Source organism: Micromonospora sp. NPDC050276 (assembly GCF_044459545.1).
In the GTDB taxonomy this organism is placed as follows: Bacteria; Actinomycetota; Actinomycetes; order Mycobacteriales; family Micromonosporaceae; genus Micromonospora.
The window spans coordinates 53,949-76,214 of record NZ_JBITJA010000003.1 but is presented as its reverse complement, the minus strand read 5'-3'; the positions used below and the strand labels follow the sequence as shown (position 1 = coordinate 76,214).

The window sequence follows — 22,266 nt, the reverse complement described above, 5'->3', positions numbered from 1 at the left end:
TCGAAGCGGCATCGTCTCGCACGGAAAAGGAAGAGTCATGAACACATTCGAGATCTGCATCGACAGCGTCGAGGGGGCGGTCGCCGCCGAGGAGGCCGGCGCCGACCGGGTGGAGTTGTGCTCGGCGCTCTTCGACGGCGGGTTGACGCCCAGCCTGGGCACCATCGAGACGACCCTGCGCGCCGTCAACGGGATCCGGGTACACGTCATCGTCCGGCCCCGGGCCGGTGACTTCATCTACTCGCCGTACGAGATCGAGGCGATGGAGCGGGACATCCGGGCCGCGGTGGCGGCCGGCGCGCACGGCATCGTGATCGGCGCGTTGACCGCCGAGGGCGACGTCGACGTGCCGACCACCCGCCGGCTGATCGCCGCCGCTGGCGACGCCAGCATCACCTTCCACCGGGCGTTCGACATGACCCGTGACCCGTACGCGGCGTTGGAGCAGCTGATCGAGCTGGGCGTACACCGGGTGCTCACCTCCGGTCAGGAGGTCAGCGTGCTGGAGGGCGCTCCGCTCATCGCCGACCTGGTACGCCGGGCCGCCGGGCGGATCGTCATCATGCCGGGCGGCGGCATCACCCCGCGCAACATCACCCGGATCGTCGAGGCGACCGGCGCCGACGAGTACCACTTCGCGGCCCTGGTCAGCTCGGACAGCCCGGCCGTGCACCGCAACCCGGCACCGCTGATGGGTGGCAGCCTGAGCCGGCCCGAGTACGAGCGGTCGGGCACCTCCGGCGCCCTGGTCGGTCAGGTGCTCGCCGCCGCCCGCGCCTGACCTTTCGCGCTCCGGGCGCGATGATCGTGCTCGCAGGGCGTTGATCGTGCTTGAACATGGACGTAGTGGCCTCCCGCGACAAGGAGGCCACTACGTCCTGGGTCGAGCGCGATCACGGGACGTCAGGCGATGTCGTTGACGCAGCGCAGCACCGGGCGAGCGGTGAGGGCCGCCGGCTCCAGCAACCCGTCGGCCTGCACGGTGAAGGTCGTCGACTCACCGGGCAGCAGGGTGACCAGGGCCGTGTCCACAGTGGCAGAGGCGTCCAGCCGGTCCGGGAAGAGCGTCAGGTCGCGCAACACCGTGCGGGCCGTGACCCGGACCCGCCGCCCGCCGTCGACCGGTTCGACCGTCGCGTCCCAGGCCGCCGCCGGCCAGTCCATCTCCCGGTCCTCGGCGAAGAACCACAGCGCACGCTCCGCGGTGCCGCCGGCCTCCGCGACCAGCAACTCCCGGCAGCCCTCGTCCGGGCGCGCCAGGTCCGCCGGCAGCGCCAGCGTCACCGAGGAGTACGCGGGGACGTCGAGGTGCACCGTCGTCTTCGCCCGAGGCTCGCCGGTGACGGTCACCCGGGTCACCGAGGCCGACGCCCGCCAGGGCGTGCCACCGTCGTTGACCGCCACCAGGGCCAAGCCGCCGTCGCGGGGTTGCACGGTGAGGAGACGGTCGGCGTACGCGTGGCGCAGCGCGTACCACAGGGGTTTGCGGCGGCCGTCGCCGTCGACGGCCGACCAGGAGGTGACCGGCCAGCAGTCGTTGAGCTGCCAGACGATGGTGCCGGCGCAGACGTCCCGGTGGGAGCGGAAGTGCTCCACGCCGAGTTGGATCGCGCGGGCCTGGTTGAGCTGCGTCAGGTAGTGCCAGTCGTCGAAGTCCGCCGGGGCGGGCAGGTGCGCGTCGAGGCCCCGCTGGAGCTTGGCGTCACCGCCGGCCGCCTTCTGGTGGTGTGCCATGCCCGGTGAGTCGGGCGCCAGGGGTTCGTCGCTCAACGCCCGGCGCAGCGTGGCGTACGCCGGTGGGGCCTGATAGCCGAACTCGGCGACGAAGCGCGGCACGTACTCCCGGTACTTGGTGTAGTCGTCGGTGTTCCACACGTCCCAGATGTGGGTGGTGCCGTGCGCCGGGTCGTTGGGGTGGATCGCCTCGCTGCCCGACCAGGGGCTGCCCGGCCAGTACGGGCGGGTCGGGTCCAGCTCGCCGACGATCCGGGGCAGCAGGTCGAGGTAGTAGCCGCGTCCCCAGGTGCGCCCGGCGAGGGCCTGCTGCCAGTCCCAGTCGTGCCAGCCCCAGATGTTCTCGTTGTTGCCGGTCCACAGCACCAGCGACGGGTACGGCGCGAGTCGGGTCACCTGCTCGGCGGCCTCGGCGGCCACCTCGCTGGCGAACGGTTCCTCCTCCGGGTAGGCGGCGCAGGCGAAGAGGAAGTCCTGCTGGACGAGGAGCCCGCGCTCGTCGGCGAGGTCGTAGAAGTCGACCGACTCGTACCGGCCACCGCCCCAGACCCGGAGCAGGTTGACGTTCGCCGCGATGGCCTGGTCGAACCGCTCGGCCAGCCGGTCCCGGGTGATCCGCGTCGGGAACGCGTCGTCCGGGATCCAGTTGACCCCGCGGACGAAGACGGGGACGTCGTTGACCGACAGCGAGAACGGGGTGCCGTGCTCGTCGGGCGTGGTGTCCAGTCGCAGCGAGCGGAAGCCGATCCGATGCGACCAGCTGTCCAGGGTGACGCCGTCGGGGGCGTGCAGGGTCACCTCGATCGGGTGGCGCACCTGGTCGCCGTACCCCCGGGGCCACCACAGCTCGGGGTCGCGGACGGTGAGGGTGAGCACGGCCGTGCGCTGCCCGGCCGGGACGACCACGTCGGCGCGGGCACCGGCGACGATGGCGCGGACGGTCAGCGGGACGTCCGCGACCCGCTCGACCTCGACGTGCAGCTCGACCCGACCGTCGCGGCCGTTCATGGTGACAAGTGGACGGACGGTGGCCAGCCGGGCGGTCGACCAGGCGTGCAGGCCGATCTCCTGCCAGATACCGGCGGTGACCAGGGTCGGCCCCCAGTCCCAGCCGAAGTTGCAGGCCATCTTGCGGATGAAGTGGAACGGCTCCGGATAGGCGTTGGGCCGGTCGCCGAGTCGCTCCTGCTGCGCCTCGGCGTAGCGGTACGCGGACTCGAACGTGACGACCAGGTCGTTGTTCCCGTCGCGCAGCAGCGGTCGGACGTCGAACCGGTAGCCGCGGTGCATGTTCGCCGTGCGGCCGACCTCGACGCCGTTGAGGGTGAGCGTGGCGACGGTGTCCAGGCCGGCGCAGACCAGGTCGACGCGCTCGTCGTCGCCGGCCCGGTGGTCGAAGGTCGTCTGGTAGACCCAGTCGGTGCGCCCGATCCAGGCCAGGGCCCGCTCGTTGTCGTCGAGGTAGGGATCTTCGATCAGCCCGGCGTCGAGCAGGTCGGTGTGCACGCAGCCGGGCACGGTCGCCGGCACGGACCGGCCGGCGATCTCCTCGGGCACCTGCGCTCCGGGGGCGGCTCGCAGGGTCCAACCGTCGTAGAGTGCCTGTCGGCTCACGATGTCACCGCACCTCTGCATCGAAAGACGTGAACTGAACCGGATAAGCTGAGCCACCGTACGGTTCCGAATTCCAGACTGTCAACGGCCAGCGAGCGAAGGAGCACGCCGGTGAAGCGGCCGACCATCGCCGACGTGGCCCGACGCGCCGGGGTGTCCAAGGGCGCCGTGTCGTACGCGCTGAACGGGCAGCCCGGCGTCTCCGAAGCCACCCGGCAGCGCATCCTGGCCATCGCCACCGAGATCGGGTTCAGCCCGAGCAGCGCCGCCCGCGCCCTCTCCGCCGCCACCGCCGGGGCGATCGGCCTGGCCCTGTGCCGACCGGCCCGGACACTCGGCGTCGAGCCGTTCTTCATGGCGCTGATCAGCGGCGTCGAGGCCGAACTCTCCGCCCGCTCGTACGCGCTGACCCTGCAGGTGGTGGCCGACCATGACGCCGAGATCGCGGTCTACCGGCGCTGGTGGGGCGAGCGGCGGGTGGACGGGGTGCTCGTCTGCGACCTGCACACCGACGATCGGCGCATCCCCGCCCTCGAACAGCTGCAACTGCCGGCGGTGGTGATCGGCGGCCCCGGCGGCACCGGCGACCTGGCGAGTCTCTGGGCCGACGACGCCGCAGCGTTGACCGAGACGGTGGAATACCTGGTCGCGCTCGGGCACCGACGGATCGCCCGGGTCGGTGGCCTGCCCGACCTGCGGCACACCGAGATCCGCACCGACGCCTTCGCGGCGGTCTGCCAACGGCTCGGCCTGGTCGACGCGGTCACCGTCTGGTCGGACTACACCGGCGAGGAGGGCGGTCGGGCCACCCGACGTTTGCTCAGTTCCGCCCACCGGCCCACCGCGGTCATCTACGACAACGACGTGATGGCCGTCGCCGGGCTCTCCGTCGCCCAGGAGATGGGGCTGACCGTGCCCGGCGATCTGTCCATCGTGGCCTGGGACGACTCACCACTGTGCCGCCTGGTGCACCCGCCGCTGACCGCGCTGGGCCGGGACATCCCGGCGTACGGCGCGCAGGCGGCCCGGCAACTGCTCGCCGTCGTCGCCGGGCAGCCCGCCGGCCGGGTGCAGGACGAGACGCCCCGGCTCACGCCGCGCGGTAGCACCGCACCACCCCGGGCGAGGTGAACCGGTTCAGCGGGACGCTGAAGGGAACTCCTCGAAGTACGCCTCGACCCGTTCGGCCGTCGCCGGGCGGGCCAGCGCGAACCCCTGCCCGTACCGGCAACCGCCCCGGCGTGCCCCCTCGACCTGGGTCGACGACTCCAACTCCTCGGCGACGATCTCGACGCCCAGCCGCTCGCCGACGTTGACCACCACGTCGATCAGTGACGGTTGCCCGTCCGGCCGTGCGCCCACCAACTCCGGACCCACCTTGAGCAGGTCGATCGGCAGCCGGCGAAGCTGGGCCAGCGAGGCGTGCTCGGCCCGGAAGTCGTCCAGCGCGGTGCGTACGCCCAGCGACCGGAGCCCGGCCAGCCGAGCCACCACGGTCGGCAGGTCACCGGCGACCCTCGGCTCGCTCACCTCCACCACCAGCCGCTCCGGCGGCACCCCGTACGCCGCCAGCACGGCGGCGGCCCGCTGGACGAAGTCGGGGGTGGTCAGCTCCCGGGTCGTGACGTTGACCGCCATCCACAGCTCCCGGACGCCGACCGACCAGTCGGACAACTGCCGGCAGGCCCGGTCCAGCACCCACCACTCCAACTCGCCGACCAGGTCCAGGTCCTCGGCGACCGGCAGCAGCTCGGCCGGAAGCACGGTGCCGAGCACTGGGCTGCGCCAGCGCAGCAGCGCCTCCGCGCCCACCGGCTGCCCGTCGGCCAGGTCGACCACCGGCTGGTAGACGAGATCCAGCTCGCCGCGCGCCACCGCGCCGGGCAGCTCGCGTTCCAGGTCGAGCCGGCGCACCAGCTGTTCCTCCAGGAACGCGTCGTACCACTCCACCCGGTCCCGGCCCAGCTGCACGGCCCGCCGTCGGGCCAACTCGGCCTGCCGGAGCACGTCCGCCGGCCCGGCGCCGCTCACCTCGGCCAACCCGATGCTGGTCTGCACCCGCAGCAACGCGCCGGCCAGCCGGTAGGGCGGACCGAGCGCGTTCAACAGCCGGGTGCCCAGCGCGTACGCCAGCACGGGGCCGGCGGCGGTGACCACCGCGAAGCCGGTGCCCGTGCAGCCGGTGACCAGATCGTCGGGGGCGATGACCGCGCGCGCCCGGTGCACCGCCTCGGCCAGCACGTCCTCCCGGGCCGTCGGGCCGAGCCCGTCGGTGCCGTGCAGGTCCACCAGCAGCAGCGCGCCGGCCGGCGCCGGAACGTCGCCGATCGCGGCGAGGGCGTCCAGCAGCGCGGCCCGGTCGCCGGGGGTGCCGCTTCCCGCACCCGGCCGCCGACCGAGCGCCGACCACGCGGGATTGTCATCGGGCGACCAGGGCGAGTCGACCCCGATCGCGGTGGGCGCGCCCTCCCCGTCGCCGGGGGAGGCCCGCTCGGTCGGTGCCGGTTGCGGCGTGCCCAGCCAGCGTGCCGGCGCCGCCCGGCGGTGCCGGACCGCGCTGCCGGTCGGCCGGCGATGAGCGGCCCGCCGAACGGACGTGGACGTGTCACCGCCGCGTAGCAGCTCGCGCAGCACCAGGGGCGGCACCGCCGCCAGGGCCAGCAGCACGCTCGTCCGGTCGGGTGCGCGGCCGGCCCCCAGGTGCAGACCGGACGCCAGCAGCAGCACCGCCGCGGGAAGCACCGACCGGGGCCAGGCCGGAGCGACCGGCTCCGCTGGCTCCGGGTCGGCCGCGGCATCCGCCGCACCGACCGCGACGAGCAGCATTCCGAACACCAGCGGGGGGACGGCCAGCAGGGCCACCCGCCCGCCCGGTGCGGACGGCAGGGTGGCCAGCAGCACCAGCCCACCCAGGGTGAGCAGGACGCCGCCCCGGCAGACCGCCGCACCCGAGCGCCGCCGTGGCCCCGCGAACGCGTCCAGCGCGGCCATGCCCAGCCCGCCGAGCATCAACGCGGCGACCAGCCGTCCCGGGGCCGGCAGGCCGTCCCGGGGCAGCAGCAGCCAACCGGCGAGGGCCAGCCCGACGGCCGGACCGGTCGACTCGACCAGCCAGCGCAGTCGCAGCCCGGCTGCCGGCCGGGCGCGACCGGGGAGCCGGTACAGACCGGCCACCGCGAGGGCCGCCACGACCAACGACCCGACCAGTACGGCGAGGGTGTGCCCGAGGTCGGCCAGCGGCAGCACGACGGCGGTGAGACCGGCCAGCACCACCGCCGCGTCGAGCAGCACGCCCGCCGCGCGCGGGGTCGGATCGGTGCGGTGCCGGGTGGCCAGTCGGGAGAGTCGCAGCCCGGCGAGCGTGGCACCGGCGCCGGCAGACAGCGCGATCACCACCGGGGTCGGGGCCAGATCGGCGGTGGCGGCGAGGAGGAGCAGCGCCACCGCCAGGGACGTGGCGGCCTCCGGTGCCGCACGGCGGGGGACGAGGACGCGGAACGGGTACGCGAGGAGCACGGCGGTCGCCTTCGTGAGGGGGCACGGGGGCGGTGCGGCGGTGCGGGACAACGGACGTTGCGGGTCCGCTACCCACGATTGGCAACGATGGACAGCCAGATTGGTTACTTGCCGGTCACTCAGAGAAGACAACGACCCGTGTCACTGTACGGCCCACCAGGGACTTCTGGCACCGCCCGCCGCGAACCGGACCGGGCGGCAGTGGGATCATCGGGGGGTGAGTAAGCCCGACACGGTCCGCTTCCGGTACAACCAAGCCATCCTGGTGGCCGCGACCATCGCCTTCGTCGGCGCTCTGCCGCTGGCCAGCGCCCGGGCCTACCTCCTCCCGGTGCTGATCGTCCCGCTCGCCGTCGCGGTCTGGGCCTGGCGGGCCGGCACCGAAGCCGACGCGCGGGAGCTGCGCCTTCGGGCGCTGGCCGGGCAGCGCCGGATCGGCTGGGACCAGATCCTGGAGCTGACCACCGACCAGCGCGGACGGGCGATCGCCCGGCTCGACGACGGCCAGCAGGTCGCCCTGCCGGCCGTCCGGGGAACAGACCTGCCCCGGCTGGTCGCGGCCACCGGCCAGACGTTGCCCCAGGGCGCGGCGGACGCACCCGGTCAGTAGCCGTCGACCACCGTGTTGATCAGCGGCTGCCCGGCGGCGAACCGGCGTACCTGATCGCCGACCAGTCGGTAGGCCCGCGGCAGCAGGCCGCGCACCGACCCGCCCACATGCGGGGTGAGCAGCACGTTCGGCATCGCCCAGAGTGGGGAGTCGGCGGGCAGCGGCTCCGGGTCGGTGACGTCCAACGCCGCCGAGATCCGACCGGTGCCCAGCTCGGCCACCAGCGCGTCGGTGTGCGCCACCGGCCCTCGGGCGGCGTTGACCAGCAGCGCCCCGTCCGGCATCGCGGCCAGGAACGCCTTGTCGATCAGGCCACGGGTCTGGTCGGTGAGCGGCACCAGCACCACCACCACGTCCGCGTGGGGCAGCAGCCGGGGCAGCTCCTCGACGGCGTGCACCCCCTGCTCGGGGCGGGCCGTCCTGGCGACCAGGGTGAAGCTCACGTCGAAGGGGGCGAGCCGGTCGCGGACCGCGGAACCGATCGAACCGGCGCCGACGATGAGCACCCGCTTGCCGGTCAGCTCGTCGGTCGGGGTGTGGTCCGCGTACGCCCAGCGCCGCTCGGCCTGCGCGCGGACGAACGCCGGGAACGCCCGCAGCTGGGTGAGGATCGCGGTGACGACCCACTCGGCGGTGGCGGGATCGTGTACGCCCCGGGCATCGCAGAGCGTGACGGTCGGCGGTGTCCGGCCGGCCCAGGCGTCCGCCCCGGCGGAGAGCAACTGCACCACCGCGAGGTCGGGCAGCTCACCCAGCACCGCCGTCGCGTCCGAGCCACCCAGGAACGGCGGCACCCAGACGCGGACGTCGGCCGGTTCGGACGGCATCCGGTCGGTGTGCTCGAAGACCTCCACGGTCACGTCCGGGGGCAGCTCGCCCAGGAGGTTCAGGCCGGCCTGGTGCGGAATCCATACCTTCACGTCCGCCGACGATAGTCCCCGCCACCGGGATCGGTGCGGGCACGGCGGCGAACCGGCGTCCCGGGGGATGGTGCGCGGGACCGGGGCGGGCGAGACTCAGCACGCGAATGTTCGACCCCGGCCTGGACGAGGTATAACGAAAGGTCGGAGGGCCGGTCCGCCTCCACCCCGGCAGACAGGTGCTCGATGACCAACGGCTCCCCCGCCTCCGCCCGGCGTTCGATCGCGCCACCTTCGGTGCTCGGCGACCCGGCGCGGTTGGGCGCGCTCGCCGACACCGGGCTCGACGCCGCCCCGGACGAGGCGTTCGACCGGTTCGCCCGGCTGGTCAGCGACCTGTTGGACGTGCCGGTCGCACTGGTCTCGCTGGTCTCCGCCGACCGGCAGTTCTTTCCGGGCGCGGTCGGATTGCCGGCACCCTGGTCGGAGCGCCGGCAGACCCCGCTGAGCCACTCGTTCTGTCAGCACGTCGTGGACATCGAGGTCCCGATGGTGCTGCCGGACGCCCGGCTCTACCCCCGCGTGCGCGACAACCTGGCCATCGACGACCTGGGTGTGGTCGCGTACGCCGGGATGCCGCTGACCGACCTCTCCGGCCGGGTGCTCGGCTCGCTCTGCGCCATCGACAACAAGCCCCGCGCCTGGACGGCCGCGCAGCTGCGAACCCTGGCCGACCTGGCCGCCGCCTGCTCGTCAGAGCTGCGGCTGCGGATCGCGCTGGACGGCGCGCAGGAGGCACGGCGGCGGGTCGTGCAGGCGCACGAGCGGCTGGAGTTGCTGGCCGGGGTGAGCGAGACGCTGGCCGGCACGCTGGACGTGGGCACCGCGCTGCGCCGGCTCGCCGCCACCATGGTGCCGCTGCTCGCCGACTGGTGCCTGCTCACCCTGATCGGGCCGACCGGGCTGCCCCGCGAGGTGGTCTCGGTGCACCGGGATCCGGCCCGCGCGGCGGACGTCGACCGCTTCGGTGAGCTGCTGCGCACCGGGCTGAGCCCCGAGTCGATCATCCGGGCGGTGCTCCGGACCGGCCAGCCCCGGCTCGGCAGCGTGGCCTCCCTGGCCGACGTGACGCGAGGCACCACCCTCCCCGAGATGGCCTCCATCGCCAGTCGGCTGGGCATCGCCTCCTACCTGAGCGTGCCGGTACGGGGTGTCGGCGGCACGGTGCTGGGGGCGATCACGCTGGTCAACGGCGGCCAACGTCAGCAGTTCGACGACCGGGACCTGCTCACCGCGGTCGACATCGGCCGCCGGGCCGGCCAGGCCGTCGGCAACAGCTCGATGTACGGCGAGCAGCGGCACGTCGCCGAGGTGCTGCAACACAGCATGCTGCCCCGACTGCCGGTGGTGGCGGAGCTGGAGCTGGCCGCCCGTTACCAGCCGGCGGCCGACCGGGTGGAGGTGGGCGGTGACTGGTACGACGCCTTCGTGCAGCCCGACGGCGACGTGATCGCGGCGATCGGGGACGTGGCCGGGCACGACATCGAGGCCGCGGCGACCATGGGTCAGCTGCGCAACCTGGTGCGGGGCAACGCCTTCGGCCGGCCGGACGCGGTCGGGTCACTGCTGAGCGACCTGGATGGCGCCATTCGTGGCCTGCGGCTGCCGATCGCCGCCACCGCGACGCTGGTCCGGATCTGTCCGCAGCACGCCGGTGTGCACGAGGTGACCTGGTCCAACGCCGGGCACCCGCCGGCCCTGGTGGTCCGGGTGGGCGGGGCGGTCGAGGCCCTCGCGGCGACGCCGGAGCCGCTGCTCGGCCTGGCCCGTCCGTCGCCGCGGAGCAGCCAGTCGACCCGCCTGGCCACCGGCGACACCCTGTTGCTCTACACCGACGGGCTCATCGAACGGCGGGACCGCTCCATCGACGAAGGGTTGGCCGAGCTGATGGGTCGGTTGGCCGGCACCGACACGCTGCCCCTCGACGAGCTGTGCGACCTGCTGCTCGCCTCGATCCGGCACCGCGAGGACGACACCGCACTGCTGGCCGTACGGGCCCGGTGAGCGGCCTTGCGGGGACCGGCGAGCGGGGTCACCGGTACCCGTTGGATGTCGACGTGCCCGGTCGGGCCGCGCGGCGGGCTACCCTGGGCCGGGTGAGCGCCCGTCCCCCGTACCCTCGCATCCGCCGCCTCCGGGTGGCCCTCGCGGCGTCCTGCGCGGCGCTGCTGTTCACCGCCGGTTGCAGCTTCGGCGAGCCGGAGCCCGACCCGGCCGGCGAGCCACCCAACCTGCCCACCCCGTCCGCGTCGGCGGGCCCCGGCGGCGCCGGCCAGCAGGCGGTGGCGACCGTGCTCGCCAAGGGTTTGCGGGTGCCCTGGGCCATCGCCTTCCTGCCGGACGGCGGGGCGCTGGTCACCGAACGGGACAACGGCCGGATCCTGCAGGTCGGGCCCGAGTCCGGGCCGGACGGGCTGCGGGTCCGCCCGGTGCAGACCATCCCCGACGTGGCCGCGGCCGGCGAGGGCGGGCTGCTCGGCATCGCTGTCTCCCCCGCCTACGCCCGCGACCGGACGGTGTTCGTCTACTACACCACCGAGCAGGACAACCGGGTCGCCCGGCTGCAACTCGGCGGGCAGCCCACCCCGATCCTCACCGGCATCCCCAAGGCCAATGTGCACAACGGCGGTGGGCTGGGCTTCGGCCCGGACGGGCAGCTCTACGTCAGCACGGGCGACGCCGGCGAGCGTCCCAACTCGCAGGACGTGAAGAGCCTCGGCGGCAAGATCCTCCGGATCACCCCGGACGGCAAGCCCGCGGCCGGCAACCCGTACCCCAACTCCCCGGTCTGGTCGGTGGGGCACCGCAACGTGCAGGGTTTCGCCTGGGACGCCGCGAAGCGGATGTACGCCGTCGAGTTCGGCCAGAACACCTGGGACGAGATCAACCAGATCACCAAGGGCGGCAACTACGGCTGGCCGGAGGTCGAGGGGAAGGCCGACGACAAGCGGTTCACCGACCCGATCACGCAGTGGGGGACGTCGGACGCGTCCTGCTCCGGTCTGGCCGCCGTGGACCGGCTGCTGGCCACCGGCTGCCTGCGCGGCAAGCGCCTCTGGGTGATGGAGCTGACCGACACCGGTACGCTGCTCGGTCAGCCCAGTGAGCTGCTCACCAACCGGTACGGCCGGCTGCGCGCGGTGGCCGCCGCACCGGACGGGTCACTCTGGGTGAGCACCTCCAACCACGACGGGCGGGGCAACCCGGCCGGCGACGACGACCGGCTGCTGCGGGTGGTCTTCGCGGGCGGTGACGGCGGGCGCAGCTGACTTCGTCACCATCAGTTCAGGTTTGCCAAGATCTTCCGATGGGCAGGTCAGACTTTCAGCATGGACGGGCAACACGACGAGCGGCCGGACGACGCCGATGACCGGGACGACCCGGTGACCGGCGACGACCGGCCGCGCCCATCGCCTTGGCGGGGCGCTGCCGCCGGTCCGCTGCGCCGCCTCGGGCTGATCATCGCCGTCCTCGCCGTGGCCCTGGCCGGGGCGGTGCTCGGGGTGCTGGCCGGTGGCCAGGTGAGCACCGACATCGGCCCGTTCCGGGCCAACCTCAGCATCTCCCCCGCCCGGGACGGCGGCACCACCGTCGACATCCCGCCGCTCGGCGCGCTGCTGCTCGACAGCCACGACGGGCCGACCCACCTCACCGTCCGGCTGGGCGCGCTCGACCAGGGGCGCACCGAAGCGCTGATCGACGACCCGGCCAGCATCAGCCGGGCCAGCCAGAGCGCCGTGGAGGACGTCCGCTCCGGGGTGATGCGCCTCGGCCTGCGTACCCTCGGCGCGTCGGTGCTGGTCACCCTGGTCCTGGCCGGGCTGATCTTCCGCAACGTCCGGCGTACCGCCTGGGCGGGTGGGCTGGCGCTGCTGGTCACCGCCGGCAGCCTCGGCACGGCGGCGGCGACCCTCCGGCCGCAGGCCATCGAGGAGCCACGCTACGAGGGGCTGCTGGTCAACGCGCCGGCCATCGTCGGTGACGCCCGCCGGATCGCCAACGACTACACCAAGTACGCGGAACAGTTGCAGCGCCTGGTCGGCAACGTCAGCCAGCTCTACACCACCGTCTCGGCGCTTCCGCTGTTGGAGCCGACCCCGGGCACCACCCGGGTGCTGCACGTCTCCGACATGCACCTCAACCCGACCGGCTGGCAGTTGATCCGGACGGTCGTGGAGCAGTTCGGCATCGACGTGGTGATCGACACCGGGGACATCACCGACTGGGGCAGCGAGCCGGAGGCGTCCTTCGTCGCCTCGATCGGCCTGCTGAAGAAGCCGTACGTCTTCATCCGGGGCAACCACGACTCCGGCAAGACCGCCGCCGCGGTGGCCCGCCAGCCGAACGCGATCGTGTTGAACAACACGACCACGACGGTCGCCGGGCTGACCATCGCCGGCATCGGCGACCCGCGTTTCACCCCGGACAAGAACACCTCCCCCGCCGGCAGCGGGTTGACCCAGCAGGTGGCCGACCAGGTGATCGGGGCCGGCAACCAGCTCGCCGCGACGGTCCGCAGCTCACCGCGACCGGTCAACATCGCTCTCGTGCACGACCCGGCGTCGGCCGGGCCGCTCGCCGGCACCTGCCCGCTGGTGCTGGCCGGGCACACCCACGACCGGCAGGTCTCCAAGCTGCCGCAGGCAGCCGGGCAGCAGCCCACCACGCTGATGGTGGAGGGCTCCACCGGGGGCGCCGGGCTGCGCGGCCTGGAGGGCGAGAAGCCGACCCCGCTGTCGATGAGCGTGCTCTACTTCGACCAGCAGAAGATGCTCCAGGCGTACGACACCATCACCGTCGGTGGGACCGGGCAGGCCCAGGTCAACCTGGAACGACGCCTGGTGGAGAACCCGACCGCCGGCGTCCCCGCCACACCCACACCCACGCCGACCGACGGTGTCCCCGCCACGCCCACGCCCACGCCGACCGGTTGAGCCCAGGCCGACGCCCGGCGGCGACCGGTGGGCGTCGACGGGTCAGCGCAGGGCGATGGCGGCCAGGGCGGCGTTGACGATGCTGCCGGGCAGCAGGTCGTGCAGTTCGTACAGCTCGGAGACGCTGCCGGACTGGCCGAACTCGTCCACCCCGAGCGGCACCGCCGGCGCGCCGACCGCCGAACCGAGCCAGGCCATCGCGTGTGACGCGGCGTCGTGCACGGTCACCACCGGCACCCGGTCGGCGAACGCGGACCGCAGCGCGCCCGGCACACTCGGCACCGTGGCCGTGCGTACGCCCTGGCGCAGGGTGCGCTGCCAGGCCCGGTAGAGCCGGTCCAGCGAGGTCACGTCCACCACGTGCGCGGCGATGCCCTCGTCGGCCAGCTCCGCCGCGGCGGTCAGCACCTCGGGCAGCACCGCGCCGGAGGCGGCCAGCTGCACCACCGGGGCGTCGACCAGGTGCGGGTACGCCTGGTGCGCGTCGATCAGCCGGTACGCCCCGGCGACCACCTGTCGACGCAGCACCGCGTCGCCGAGCCGCGCCCGGGCCGCCTCGAACGGCGCCTGGTCCAGCGGGCGGGTGCTCAACCGGAAGTAGTACGCGCCGTCCTCGGCGGGTGCGGCGGTCGCGGCCGGGGCCGACCCACCGGCGATCTGTCCGAGCGCGTCGCAGAGCAGCCAGTCGAGGGTGGCCGCGTACGCCGGCTCGATGAAGGTCACCCCGGGCAGTTCCAGGCCGACCGACGCGGTGATGGTGGACTGGTGGGCGCCGCCCTCCGGGGCGAGGGTGATGCCGGACGGGGTGCCGGCCACCACGAACCGGGAGCCGGAGTACGTGCCGTACAGGAACGCGTCGAGGCCCCGCAGCACGAACGGGTCGTAGACCGTGCCCACCGGCAGCAGCGGCTGCCCGGACAGGTCCCAGGAGAGCCCGAGCTGGCCGAGCAGCAGGAACAGGTTCATCTCCGAGATGCCCAGCTCGATGTGCTGCCCAGCGGGGCTCTCGGTCCAGCGCAGCATCCGGTCCTCGGTCCAGGATCGCTGCTCGGTGGGGGCGAACACGCCGGTCTTGTTGATGAACCCGGCGAGGTTGGTGGAGGTGGCCACGTCCGGGGCGGTGGTGACCAGGTAGCGGCCCACCTCCCGGTCCCGCGCCAGGTCCACCAGCACCCGACCGAAGACCTCCTGGGTGGAGATCGGCTTGTTGGCGCGTACTCCCGTGCTCTCCGGAACGGTGACCCCGAGCGCACGCTCGCGCGGCGCGCGGGACAGCGCCTCCCGGCGGGCGCCGGCCTGGATCCCGGCGGGTGACGCCGGGTCGAGGCGGTCCCACTCGGTCTCGGTGGTCAACCCCTGCGCGGCCCGCAGCGCGTCGACCTGCTCCGAGCTGAGCAGCGCGGAATGGTTGCGCGGATTGCCGGCGATGGGCAACCCCCAACCCTTCACGGTGTACGCGAAGACGACGCTGGGCCGGTCGGTGACCGCGTCGCACTGGGCGTAGGCGTCCAGCATCGCCTGAAGGTCGTGCCCACCCAGGTCGGTCACGAGCGGGCCCAGGTCCTCGTCGTCGATGCCGTCCACGAAGGCACCCACCGCAGCCGGCGCGCCGTCCAGGAACTGCTTGCGCAGCGCCGGCCCGGCCAGCCCGAACAGCGACTGGTACTGCTCGTTGGGCATCGCGTCGATCCAGTCGCGCAACGCCTCGCCGCCCGGCCGGGCGTACGCCTCGGCGAGCCGCCGACCGTACTTGACCTCCACGACGTGCCAGCCGGCCGCCTCGAACTGACCGCGCCACTGGTTGATCCGGATGCCGGGGACCACCCGGTCGAGCGACTGGCGGTTGAAGTCGACCAGCCACATGACGTTGCCCAGCCCGGTGGTCGCCGGGTCGGCCACCGCCTCCCAGATGTTGCCCTCGTCCAGCTCGGCGTCGCCGATCAGCGCCACGAACCGGGAGTGCGGTCGGGCCCCGAAGTGCGCGTCGACGTACCGCCGGGTGGCGGCGGCGAACAGCGGCGCCGCCGCGCCCAGGCCGACCGAACCGGTGGAGAAGTCCACCTCGTCCGGGTCCTTGGTGCGCGACGGGTACGACTGGAGACCGCCCCGGGCCCGCAGCCGGGGCAGGTAGGAGCGGTCCAGGTTGCCGAGCAGGTACTGGATGGCGTGGAAGACCGGGGACGCGTGCGGCTTCACGGCGACCCGGTCCTCGGCATCGAGGTGCGCGAACCAGAGCGCGGTCATCGCCGTGACCAGGGACGCGCTGGACGCCTGGTGGCCGCCGACCTTCACACCGTCGCCGGTGGCCCGGTCGTGGTTGGCGGCGTCCACGATCCGGGTGGCGAGCCAGAGCACCCGCCGCTGGATCTCGTCGAGGACATCGAGGTCGTGCTGGGTCACGGTGGCTCCATCCAGGCGTCGCCGTTGACGCCCTCGCAAGGGGTGTGCGGTCTACACGGCGAACGGGCCGGAGCAGAGTGCGCCGGCCCGTCCGTTGCCGTTCGGGGTCAGCCCTGGACGCCGAGGCGCTCCAGGATCAGCTCCCGCAGGGTCTTCGCGTCGGCCTGGCCCCGGGTGGACTTCATGACCGCGCCGACCAGCGCACCGACCGCCGCGACCTTGCCACTGCGGATCTTGTCGGCGATGCCGGGGTTCGCGGCGATCGCCTCGTCCACGGCCGCGGTGAGCGCACCGGTGTCCGACACGACCTCCAGGCCCCGATTGGTCATGATCTCGGTGGGCGAACCCTGGCCGTCGACCACGCCCTCCAACACCGTGCGGGCCATCTTGTCGTTGAGCTTGCCGGCATCGACCAGCCCCTGCAGCTCGGCGACCTGGGCGGGGGTGGCGCCGATCTCGGCCAGCTCCACGCCGCTCTCGTTGGCCCGGCGGGACAGCTCACCCAGCCACCACTTACGGGCTGCGGCCGGGGTGGTCCCGGCGGCCACGGTGGCCTCGATCAGCTCGACCGCACCGGCGTTCAGCACCGACTGCATGTCCAGGTCGGACAGGCCCCACTGCTGCTGCAGCCGACGCCGGTGCACCCGGGGCAGCTCCGGCAGGGCGGCCTTCAGCTCGGCGACCCAGGCCGGGTCCGGGGCGATCGGCACCAGATCCGGCTCCGGGAAGTACCGGTAGTCGGTCGCCGTCTCCTTCGAGCGCCCCGGGGTGGTGTCGCCGGTGTCCTCGTGGAAGTGCCGGGTCTCCTGGGTGATCCGGCCCCCCGCGTCCAACACCGACGCCTGCCGCAGCATCTCCGAGCGGACCGCCCGCTCCACCGACCGCAGCGAGTTGACGTTCTTGGTCTCGGTGCGGGTGCCCCACTCCTGACCGGGCAGGTTGAGCGAGGTGTTCACGTCGCAGCGCAGCGAACCCTCCTCCATCCGCACGTCGGAGACGCCGAGGGTGCGGATCACGTCCCGCAGCTCGGCGACGTACGCCCGGGCCACGTCGGGGGCGAGCGCGCCGGTGCCCGTGATCGGCTTCGTCACGATCTCGACCAGCGGGATGCCGGCCCGGTTGTAGTCGACCAGCGACTCCGTCGCACCGTGGATGCGGCCGGTGGCACCGCCGACGTGCAGCGTCTTGCCGGTGTCCTCCTCGAGGTGCACCCGCTCGATCTCGATCCGTACCGTCTCGCCGCCCACCTCGACGTCCAGGTACCCGTCGACGCAGATCGGCTCGTCGTACTGGCTGATCTGGAAGTTCTTCGGCATGTCCGGGTAGAAGTAGTTCTTCCGGGCGAACCGGCACCACTCGGCGATCGAGCAGTTCAACGCCAGGCCGATCCGGATGATCGCCTCGATGGCCGCCTTGTTGGCCACCGGCAGCGAACCGGGCAGACCCAGGCACACCGGGCACACCCGGGTGTTCGGCTCGCCGCCGAAGTCGGTCGGGCAACCACAGAACATCTTGGTGTTCGTGCCCAGCTCGACGTGGGTCTCCAGGCCGATCACCGGTTCGAAGCGCGCAACGACCTCGTCGTACGCGGGCAGTGTCGTGGTCATCGGGGCTCCTGCCTCACAGTGCCGGTGGAGTGAACGTGCCGACGGCGGACTCCAACGCGGCGGCGACCCGGTACATCCGGTCGTCGGCCATCGTCGGGGCCATCACCTGCAGACCGACCGGCAGCCCCTCGGAGAGCCCGCAGGGCACCGAGATGCCCGGCCCGCCGTACAGGTTGGTCGGGATCGTGTACAGGTCGGCCAGGTACATCTGGTACGGGTCGGCGGTCCGCGCGCCCATCGGGAACGCCACCGACGGAGTGGTCGGCGAGATCAGCGCGTCGACCCGCTCGAACGCGGCGGTGAAGTCCCGGGTGATCAGCGTCCGGACCTTCTGCGCCTGCCCGTAGTACGCGTCGTAGTAACCCGACGACAGCGCGTACGTGCCGATCATGATGCGGCGCTTGACCTCCGGACCGAAGCCGGCCTCCCGGGTCAGCGACATGACCTCCTCCAGCGACCGGTTGCCGTCGTCGCCGACCCGCAGGCCGAACCGGACGCCGTCGAACCGGGCCAGGTTGGAGGAGCACTCGCTCGGGGCGATCAGGTAGTACGCCGGCAGCGCGTACGCGAACGTCGGGCAGGACACCTCGACGATCTCCGCACCCAGCTTCGCGAGGGCGTCCACCGACTCGCGGAACGCGGCCATCACGCCCGGCTCGGCGCCCTCGCCGACGAACTCGCTCACGATGCCGAGCCGCACACCGGTCAGGTCACCGGTCGCACCGAGCTTCGCCGCCGCCACCACGTCCGGCACCGGCTGCGGGATCGAGGTGGAGTCACGCGGGTCGTGCCCACCGATCACCTGGTGCAGCAGGGCCGCGTCGAGCACCGTACGGGCACACGGGCCGGGGGTGTCGAGCGACGAGGAGAAGGCCACCAGCCCGTACCGGGAGGTGCCGCCGTAGGTGGGCTTGGCACCCACCGTGCCGGTGACCGCGCCGGGCTGGCGGATCGAGCCGCCGGTGTCCGAGCCGATCGCCAGCGGCGCCTCGTACGCGGCCAGCGCGGCGGCGCTGCCACCACCCGAGCCACCGGGGATCCGGCTGAGGTCCCACGGGTTGTGCGTCGGGCCGTACGCCGAGTATTCGGTGGAGGAGCCCATCGCGAACTCGTCCATGTTGGTCTTGCCGAGCATCACCGTGCCGGCGTCCCGCAGGCGCTGCACGATCGTCGCGTCGTACGGCGGGCGCCAGCCCTCCAGGATCTTCGACCCCACGGTGGTCGGCACGCCCCGGGTGGCGAGCACGTCCTTGACCGCGACCGGCACACCCGCGAGCGGGCCGAGCTCCTCGCCGGCGGCCCGGCGCTCGTCCACCGCGCGGGCCGCGGCGAGCGCGCCCTCGGTGTCGACGTGCAGGAACGCGTGCACCCGGTCGTCGACCGCGGCGATCCGGTCCAGGTGCGCCTGGGTCACCTCGACGGCCGAGGTTTCACCCCCGGCGACCAGGGACGCGATCTCCGTCGCGGTCATTCTGATGAGATCGCTGCTCATGCCGTCACTCCGCTTCGCTTCGCGACGCCATGAGGCACCACGGCGCTGCACTGCTGATTCGCTCGCTGCCGCTCGCTCATGAGGCCACATCCTCGCTCAGGATCCGCGGTACGCGGAACCGCTGGTCCTCGGCGTCGGGCGCGCCCGACAGCGCTTCCTCCGGGGTGAGGCACGGCGTGACGACGTCCTCGCGGAAGATGTTGGTCAGCGGCACCGAGTGCGAGGTCGGCGGGATGTCCGCGGCGGCGACCTCGCCGACCTGGGCGACCGCCTGGAGGATCACGTCGAGCTGGCCGGCGAACATGTCCAGCTCCTCCTCGGTGACGGCGAGCCGCGACAGGCGCGCCAGGTGCGCGACCTCCTCGCGGGAGATGGCGGCCATCCGTGCCCCCTTCTGAATTCCTGCTGGTCGGGCGATGTGCCGGCCGCGCGGCGGGTGGAGCGTGACGCGCGGTGACCGGAGCGAGTCTATTGTTCCGCTTCGGTGCCGCGTCCCCGACTCCCCCTCCGCCGGCCCTCGTGCGGGGTCAGCGGGTGGGCCGGCGGGCGACGTCAGGCTGCGGGTGCCCGCCGGTCGGACGGACCGGGCGGTACCGGGCCAGCCAGGTGACCAACTCCTCGGCCGGCATCGGCCGGGCGTAGAACCAGCCCTGAGCGGCATCGCAGCCGGCCGCGTGCAGCATCCGCCAGGTGCGTTCGTCCTCGACCCCCTCGGCGACCACCCGCAACCCCAGAGCGCCGGCCAGCTCGATCATCGACCGGACGATCGCCGCGTCGTCGGCGTCGTCGGCCATCCCGAGGACGAACGACCGGTCCACCTTCACCTCGGACAGCGGCAACCGGCGCAGGTGCTGGAGAGATGAGTAGCCGGTGCCGAAGTCGTCCAGCGCGATGGCCACCCCGATCCGGTGCAGCCGGGAGATGGTGGCCAGCACCCGACGCGGGTCGGCCATCAACGCGCCTTCGGTGATCTCCACCTGTAGCCGCTCGGCCGGCACCCCGGAACGGGCCAGCCGGTCGGCGATCTGGTCGGCGATCTCGCCGGTGTGCAGGTCGCGCACGCTCACGTTGAGTGCCGCGCGCAGGACGATGCCGGCCGCCGACCACTTGGCGAGCTGCTCCACCACGTCGTCGACGACCCGGCGGGTGAGCAGTCGCATCACCGCGCTCTGCTCGGCGACCCGGATGAGTTCCTCCGGGTCGACCATGCCCCGCCGGGGATGCCGCCATCGCAGCAGGGCCTCGACACCGACCACCTCGCCGGTCGCGATGGCGATCTGCGGCTGGTAGTACATGGTGATCTCGCCAGCGTCGTCGACCTGCTCACCGTCCGGGTGCGCCCATCCGGACGGTTCGATGGGGTGGGCAGGCGTACCGGACCCGACGTCCCGCCGCGCCCCCGGGCCGTTGTTGCCCACCGCGCTCCCGTTCGGGGACCGCCGGCCGTTCCCGCCCCCGGCGCGCCGCTCCCGGGCCGGGACGGGGCGGGTCCCGGTCACCGTGGCGCGAGTGTTGCGGCCCCGGATCGGGTCGGCCCCGGTGGCGATCCGGTTGATCAACTCGTCGGCGTGCATCAGCTCGACATCGGTGCGCCGACGGCGTGCCCACCACCGGCCGGCACCGGACCGCGCCGTGGCAACCACCGGCGCCGGGTCCGCGTGTGGCGCGGCCTCGGGCGGGGTCCGGTGTGACGCGGCCTCGGCCGGGGGCCGGTGTGACGCGGCCTCGGCCGGGGTCCGGTGTGACGCGGCCTCGGCCGGGGGCGCGCTGGGCAGCGCCGCCCCGTCGCCACCGCGCACCTCCGCCGTCGCGACAAGGGGTACGTCGGCCAGCTCGGCGCCGTTCGGCATGCTGTGCCGGCCGTCCCCGGCGTCGCCGGTGGTCGTCCCCTCGCCCGAACCCTGACCCGTCGACTCACTGTCGAACGGCGGCTCGGCCCGGCCGCGCTCGCTGTCGAACGGCCCGTCGGCCCGGCCGCGCTCACTGTCGAACGGCCCGTCGGACGATGGGCTGGCCTCCAGTACGCGGCGCAGGTCGGCGAGGAGGCCGAGTCGCTCGGCCGAGTTGTGGTCGGACTCCGGGGCGTAGACCGCCACCGTGTCGTTGCGGTGCTTGGCGTCGTACATCGCCACGTCGGCGTGGCGCATCAGGGTGGCGAAGTCCTCGCCGTGCTCGGGGAAGAGGGCGATCCCGATCGACCCGCCCACATCCAGCGGCAGCCCGTCCAACGGCACCGGCTCGGCCAACGCCTCAACCACCCGGTCGGCCAACTCCCGCGCCTGACCGACGTCGGTCAGCCCGGTCATCACGATGGCGAACTCGTCGCCGCCGAGCCGAGCGATCATCTGCGGTCGAGGCTGCACGTCGGTGAGCCGGGCGCTGACCTCGACCAGCAGCCGGTCACCCACGGCGTGCCCGAGGGCGTCGTTGACGTTCTTGAACCGGTCCAGGTCGATCAGCAGCAATGCCAACTGCCCATTCGGTTCGCCCCGAGCGGTCCGCTCGGCATGCACGTGCACCTGCTCCGCCACCTCGGCCAGGAGGGCCTTGCGGTTGGGCAGCCCGGTCAGCGGGTCGGCGGCGGCCAGGTGCTCCTGTTCGTTGGTCAACCGCGCCATCCGGTAGACGGCGAAGAGCGGCACCAGCACCAGCGGGATCAGCGCGGCGCTGACCCGCGCGGCGGCGACCAGCACCGGTGCGAGCAGCAGCAGTGAACCGGTGGAGAGCAACTCGAAGCCGAGCCCCTGGCGGAGGGTGGGCCACCAGCGGCCTCCGAAACGCAGTCGCACCGCCCAGCTGACCAGCCCGTAGTTGACGACGAACCAGGCCAGCGTGGCACCGCCGACGGCAGCCACGTCGGTCCAGTGCAACCGCCCGCCGGAGAAGATGGTGCCCGACCCGAGCTGGATCACCCCGTACGCGGCAGCGAGGGCGCACGCGTACTGGCCGACGTTGAACGCCGTGCGCCAGGCGGCGTGCCGCATCCGCCAGCCCGAGACGACCACCCCCACCGCCTGCACCACGACCGCCGGGCCGAGGCCCCAGCCGAGCAGGATCGCGAACGTGAAGCAGGTGGACGGGAACACCGCGGAGGTCTGCCGACGCCCCGGCGGAACGAACGGGCGGGCGTCGCAGACCACGGCGAGCGCGGCCATCGTCCAGAACGCCACCGGCAGCTCGGACAGCTCGCCGGGGAGCGTCGCGAGTGGAACCGCAGCGGTCAGCGCGGCGACCAGCAGGATGCCGACGACGAAGGCGGCGAACGGTGCGACCCGTCCCGCCGGAAGCGAGTTGCGTGGGTCGGCGACCTCCACCACACCTCCCGACCGACCATTGGCGTGCCGGTGCGCACGCCGTGACCCAATGAAACGCCCTCGGCACCCAGTTTCCCGGTATGACAGTCACGAATCGGTCGTAGTCGTAATTAAGTTGGTATACG

Annotated in this window: 14 protein-coding genes; 6 read left to right on the top strand and 8 right to left on the bottom strand. The window is 73.1% G+C overall.

Annotated elements, in window-relative coordinates; translation table 11 throughout:
* Window positions 1-37: 37 nt before the first annotated feature.
* The gene (locus tag ACIBF8_RS06395) at window positions 38-781 is read left to right on the top strand and encodes a copper homeostasis protein CutC (protein WP_396781327.1); all 744 of its coding nucleotides are present in this window, start codon (window positions 38-40) and stop codon (window positions 779-781) included.
* 122 nt (window positions 782-903) lie between these two features.
* Here ACIBF8_RS06395 and ACIBF8_RS06390 read toward each other — a convergent pair whose 3' ends face one another.
* On the bottom strand, window positions 904-3,369 hold the full coding sequence (locus ACIBF8_RS06390; protein WP_396781326.1) for a glycoside hydrolase family 2 protein: 2,466 nt from the start codon (window positions 3,367-3,369) through the stop codon (window positions 904-906).
* A 90-nt stretch (window positions 3,370-3,459) separates the two neighbouring features.
* Here ACIBF8_RS06390 and ACIBF8_RS06385 point away from each other — a divergent pair, with 90 nt between their 5' ends.
* On the top strand, window positions 3,460-4,479 hold the full coding sequence (locus tag ACIBF8_RS06385) for a LacI family DNA-binding transcriptional regulator (protein ID WP_396781325.1): 1,020 nt from the start codon (window positions 3,460-3,462) through the stop codon (window positions 4,477-4,479).
* A gap of 6 nt (window positions 4,480-4,485) precedes the next feature.
* On the opposite strand, the gene ACIBF8_RS06380 is transcribed toward ACIBF8_RS06385, so the two are convergent.
* Entirely contained in the window at window positions 4,486-6,864 is a 2,379-nt protein-coding gene (locus ACIBF8_RS06380; protein WP_396781324.1) for an EAL domain-containing protein, read from the bottom strand.
* Between the two features lie 217 nt (window positions 6,865-7,081).
* Between ACIBF8_RS06380 and ACIBF8_RS06375 the strand changes: the two genes are divergently transcribed.
* The gene (locus ACIBF8_RS06375; RefSeq protein WP_396781323.1) at window positions 7,082-7,474 is read left to right on the top strand and encodes a PH domain-containing protein; all 393 of its coding nucleotides are present in this window, start codon (window positions 7,082-7,084) and stop codon (window positions 7,472-7,474) included.
* On the opposite strand, the gene ACIBF8_RS06370 is transcribed toward ACIBF8_RS06375, so the two are convergent.
* On the bottom strand, window positions 7,468-8,394 hold the full coding sequence (locus tag ACIBF8_RS06370; RefSeq protein WP_396781322.1) for a 2-hydroxyacid dehydrogenase: 927 nt from the start codon (window positions 8,392-8,394) through the stop codon (window positions 7,468-7,470). The two genes, ACIBF8_RS06375 and ACIBF8_RS06370, sit on opposite strands and share 7 nt — an antisense overlap.
* Before the next feature lie 186 nt (window positions 8,395-8,580).
* Between ACIBF8_RS06370 and ACIBF8_RS06365 the strand changes: the two genes are divergently transcribed.
* The 3 genes from ACIBF8_RS06365 to ACIBF8_RS06355 all read left to right on the top strand — a co-directional run bounded on the left by ACIBF8_RS06365 (window position 8,581) and on the right by ACIBF8_RS06355 (window position 13,328).
* The gene (locus tag ACIBF8_RS06365) at window positions 8,581-10,398 is read left to right on the top strand and encodes a SpoIIE family protein phosphatase (RefSeq protein WP_396781321.1); all 1,818 of its coding nucleotides are present in this window, start codon (window positions 8,581-8,583) and stop codon (window positions 10,396-10,398) included.
* A gap of 92 nt (window positions 10,399-10,490) precedes the next feature.
* Complete coding sequence (locus tag ACIBF8_RS06360; RefSeq protein WP_396781320.1) at window positions 10,491-11,663, top strand: PQQ-dependent sugar dehydrogenase; 1,173 nt, start codon at window positions 10,491-10,493, stop codon at window positions 11,661-11,663.
* A gap of 60 nt (window positions 11,664-11,723) precedes the next feature.
* Window positions 11,724-13,328 carry a metallophosphoesterase gene (locus tag ACIBF8_RS06355; RefSeq protein WP_396781319.1) on the top strand — a complete coding sequence of 535 codons (1,605 nt, stop codon included), beginning with the start codon at window positions 11,724-11,726 and terminating at the stop codon, window positions 13,326-13,328.
* 42 nt (window positions 13,329-13,370) lie between these two features.
* Here ACIBF8_RS06355 and ACIBF8_RS06350 read toward each other — a convergent pair whose 3' ends face one another.
* The 5 genes from ACIBF8_RS06350 to ACIBF8_RS06330 all read right to left on the bottom strand — a co-directional run bounded on the left by ACIBF8_RS06350 (window position 13,371) and on the right by ACIBF8_RS06330 (window position 22,141).
* Window positions 13,371-15,728, bottom strand: a complete 2,358-nt coding sequence (locus ACIBF8_RS06350) for a transketolase-like TK C-terminal-containing protein (RefSeq protein WP_396781318.1) — start codon at window positions 15,726-15,728, stop codon at window positions 13,371-13,373.
* Window positions 15,729-15,835: 107 nt separating this feature from the next.
* On the bottom strand, window positions 15,836-17,335 hold the full coding sequence (gatB, locus tag ACIBF8_RS06345) for an Asp-tRNA(Asn)/Glu-tRNA(Gln) amidotransferase subunit GatB (RefSeq protein WP_396781317.1): 1,500 nt from the start codon (window positions 17,333-17,335) through the stop codon (window positions 15,836-15,838).
* A gap of 13 nt (window positions 17,336-17,348) precedes the next feature.
* Complete coding sequence (gatA, locus tag ACIBF8_RS06340) at window positions 17,349-18,827, bottom strand: Asp-tRNA(Asn)/Glu-tRNA(Gln) amidotransferase subunit GatA (protein WP_396781316.1); 1,479 nt, start codon at window positions 18,825-18,827, stop codon at window positions 17,349-17,351.
* 76 nt (window positions 18,828-18,903) lie between these two features.
* Window positions 18,904-19,209 (bottom strand): Asp-tRNA(Asn)/Glu-tRNA(Gln) amidotransferase subunit GatC, encoded by a 306-nt coding sequence (gene gatC / locus ACIBF8_RS06335; RefSeq protein ID WP_030337175.1) that lies wholly within the window; start codon window positions 19,207-19,209, stop codon window positions 18,904-18,906.
* A gap of 145 nt (window positions 19,210-19,354) precedes the next feature.
* Complete coding sequence (locus tag ACIBF8_RS06330; protein ID WP_396781315.1) at window positions 19,355-22,141, bottom strand: EAL domain-containing protein; 2,787 nt, start codon at window positions 22,139-22,141, stop codon at window positions 19,355-19,357.
* Between the last annotated feature and the right edge of the window lie 125 nt (window positions 22,142-22,266).

Bases quoted from the DNA above. Each gene is read 5' to 3' on its own strand.
- ACIBF8_RS06395 (WP_396781327.1), top strand. From the start codon at position 38: ATGAACACATTCGAGATCTGCATCGACAGCGTCGAGGGGGCGGTCGCC.
- ACIBF8_RS06390 (WP_396781326.1), bottom strand. From the start codon at position 3,369: ATGCAGAGGTGCGGTGACATCGTGAGCCGACAGGCACTCTACGACGGT.
- ACIBF8_RS06365 (WP_396781321.1), top strand. From the start codon at position 8,581: ATGACCAACGGCTCCCCCGCCTCCGCCCGGCGTTCGATCGCGCCACCT.
- ACIBF8_RS06355 (WP_396781319.1), top strand. From the start codon at position 11,724: ATGGACGGGCAACACGACGAGCGGCCGGACGACGCCGATGACCGGGAC.
- gatB (WP_396781317.1), bottom strand. From the start codon at position 17,335: ATGACCACGACACTGCCCGCGTACGACGAGGTCGTTGCGCGCTTCGAA.
- gatA (WP_396781316.1), bottom strand. From the start codon at position 18,827: ATGAGCAGCGATCTCATCAGAATGACCGCGACGGAGATCGCGTCCCTG.
- gatC (WP_030337175.1), bottom strand. From the start codon at position 19,209: ATGGCCGCCATCTCCCGCGAGGAGGTCGCGCACCTGGCGCGCCTGTCG.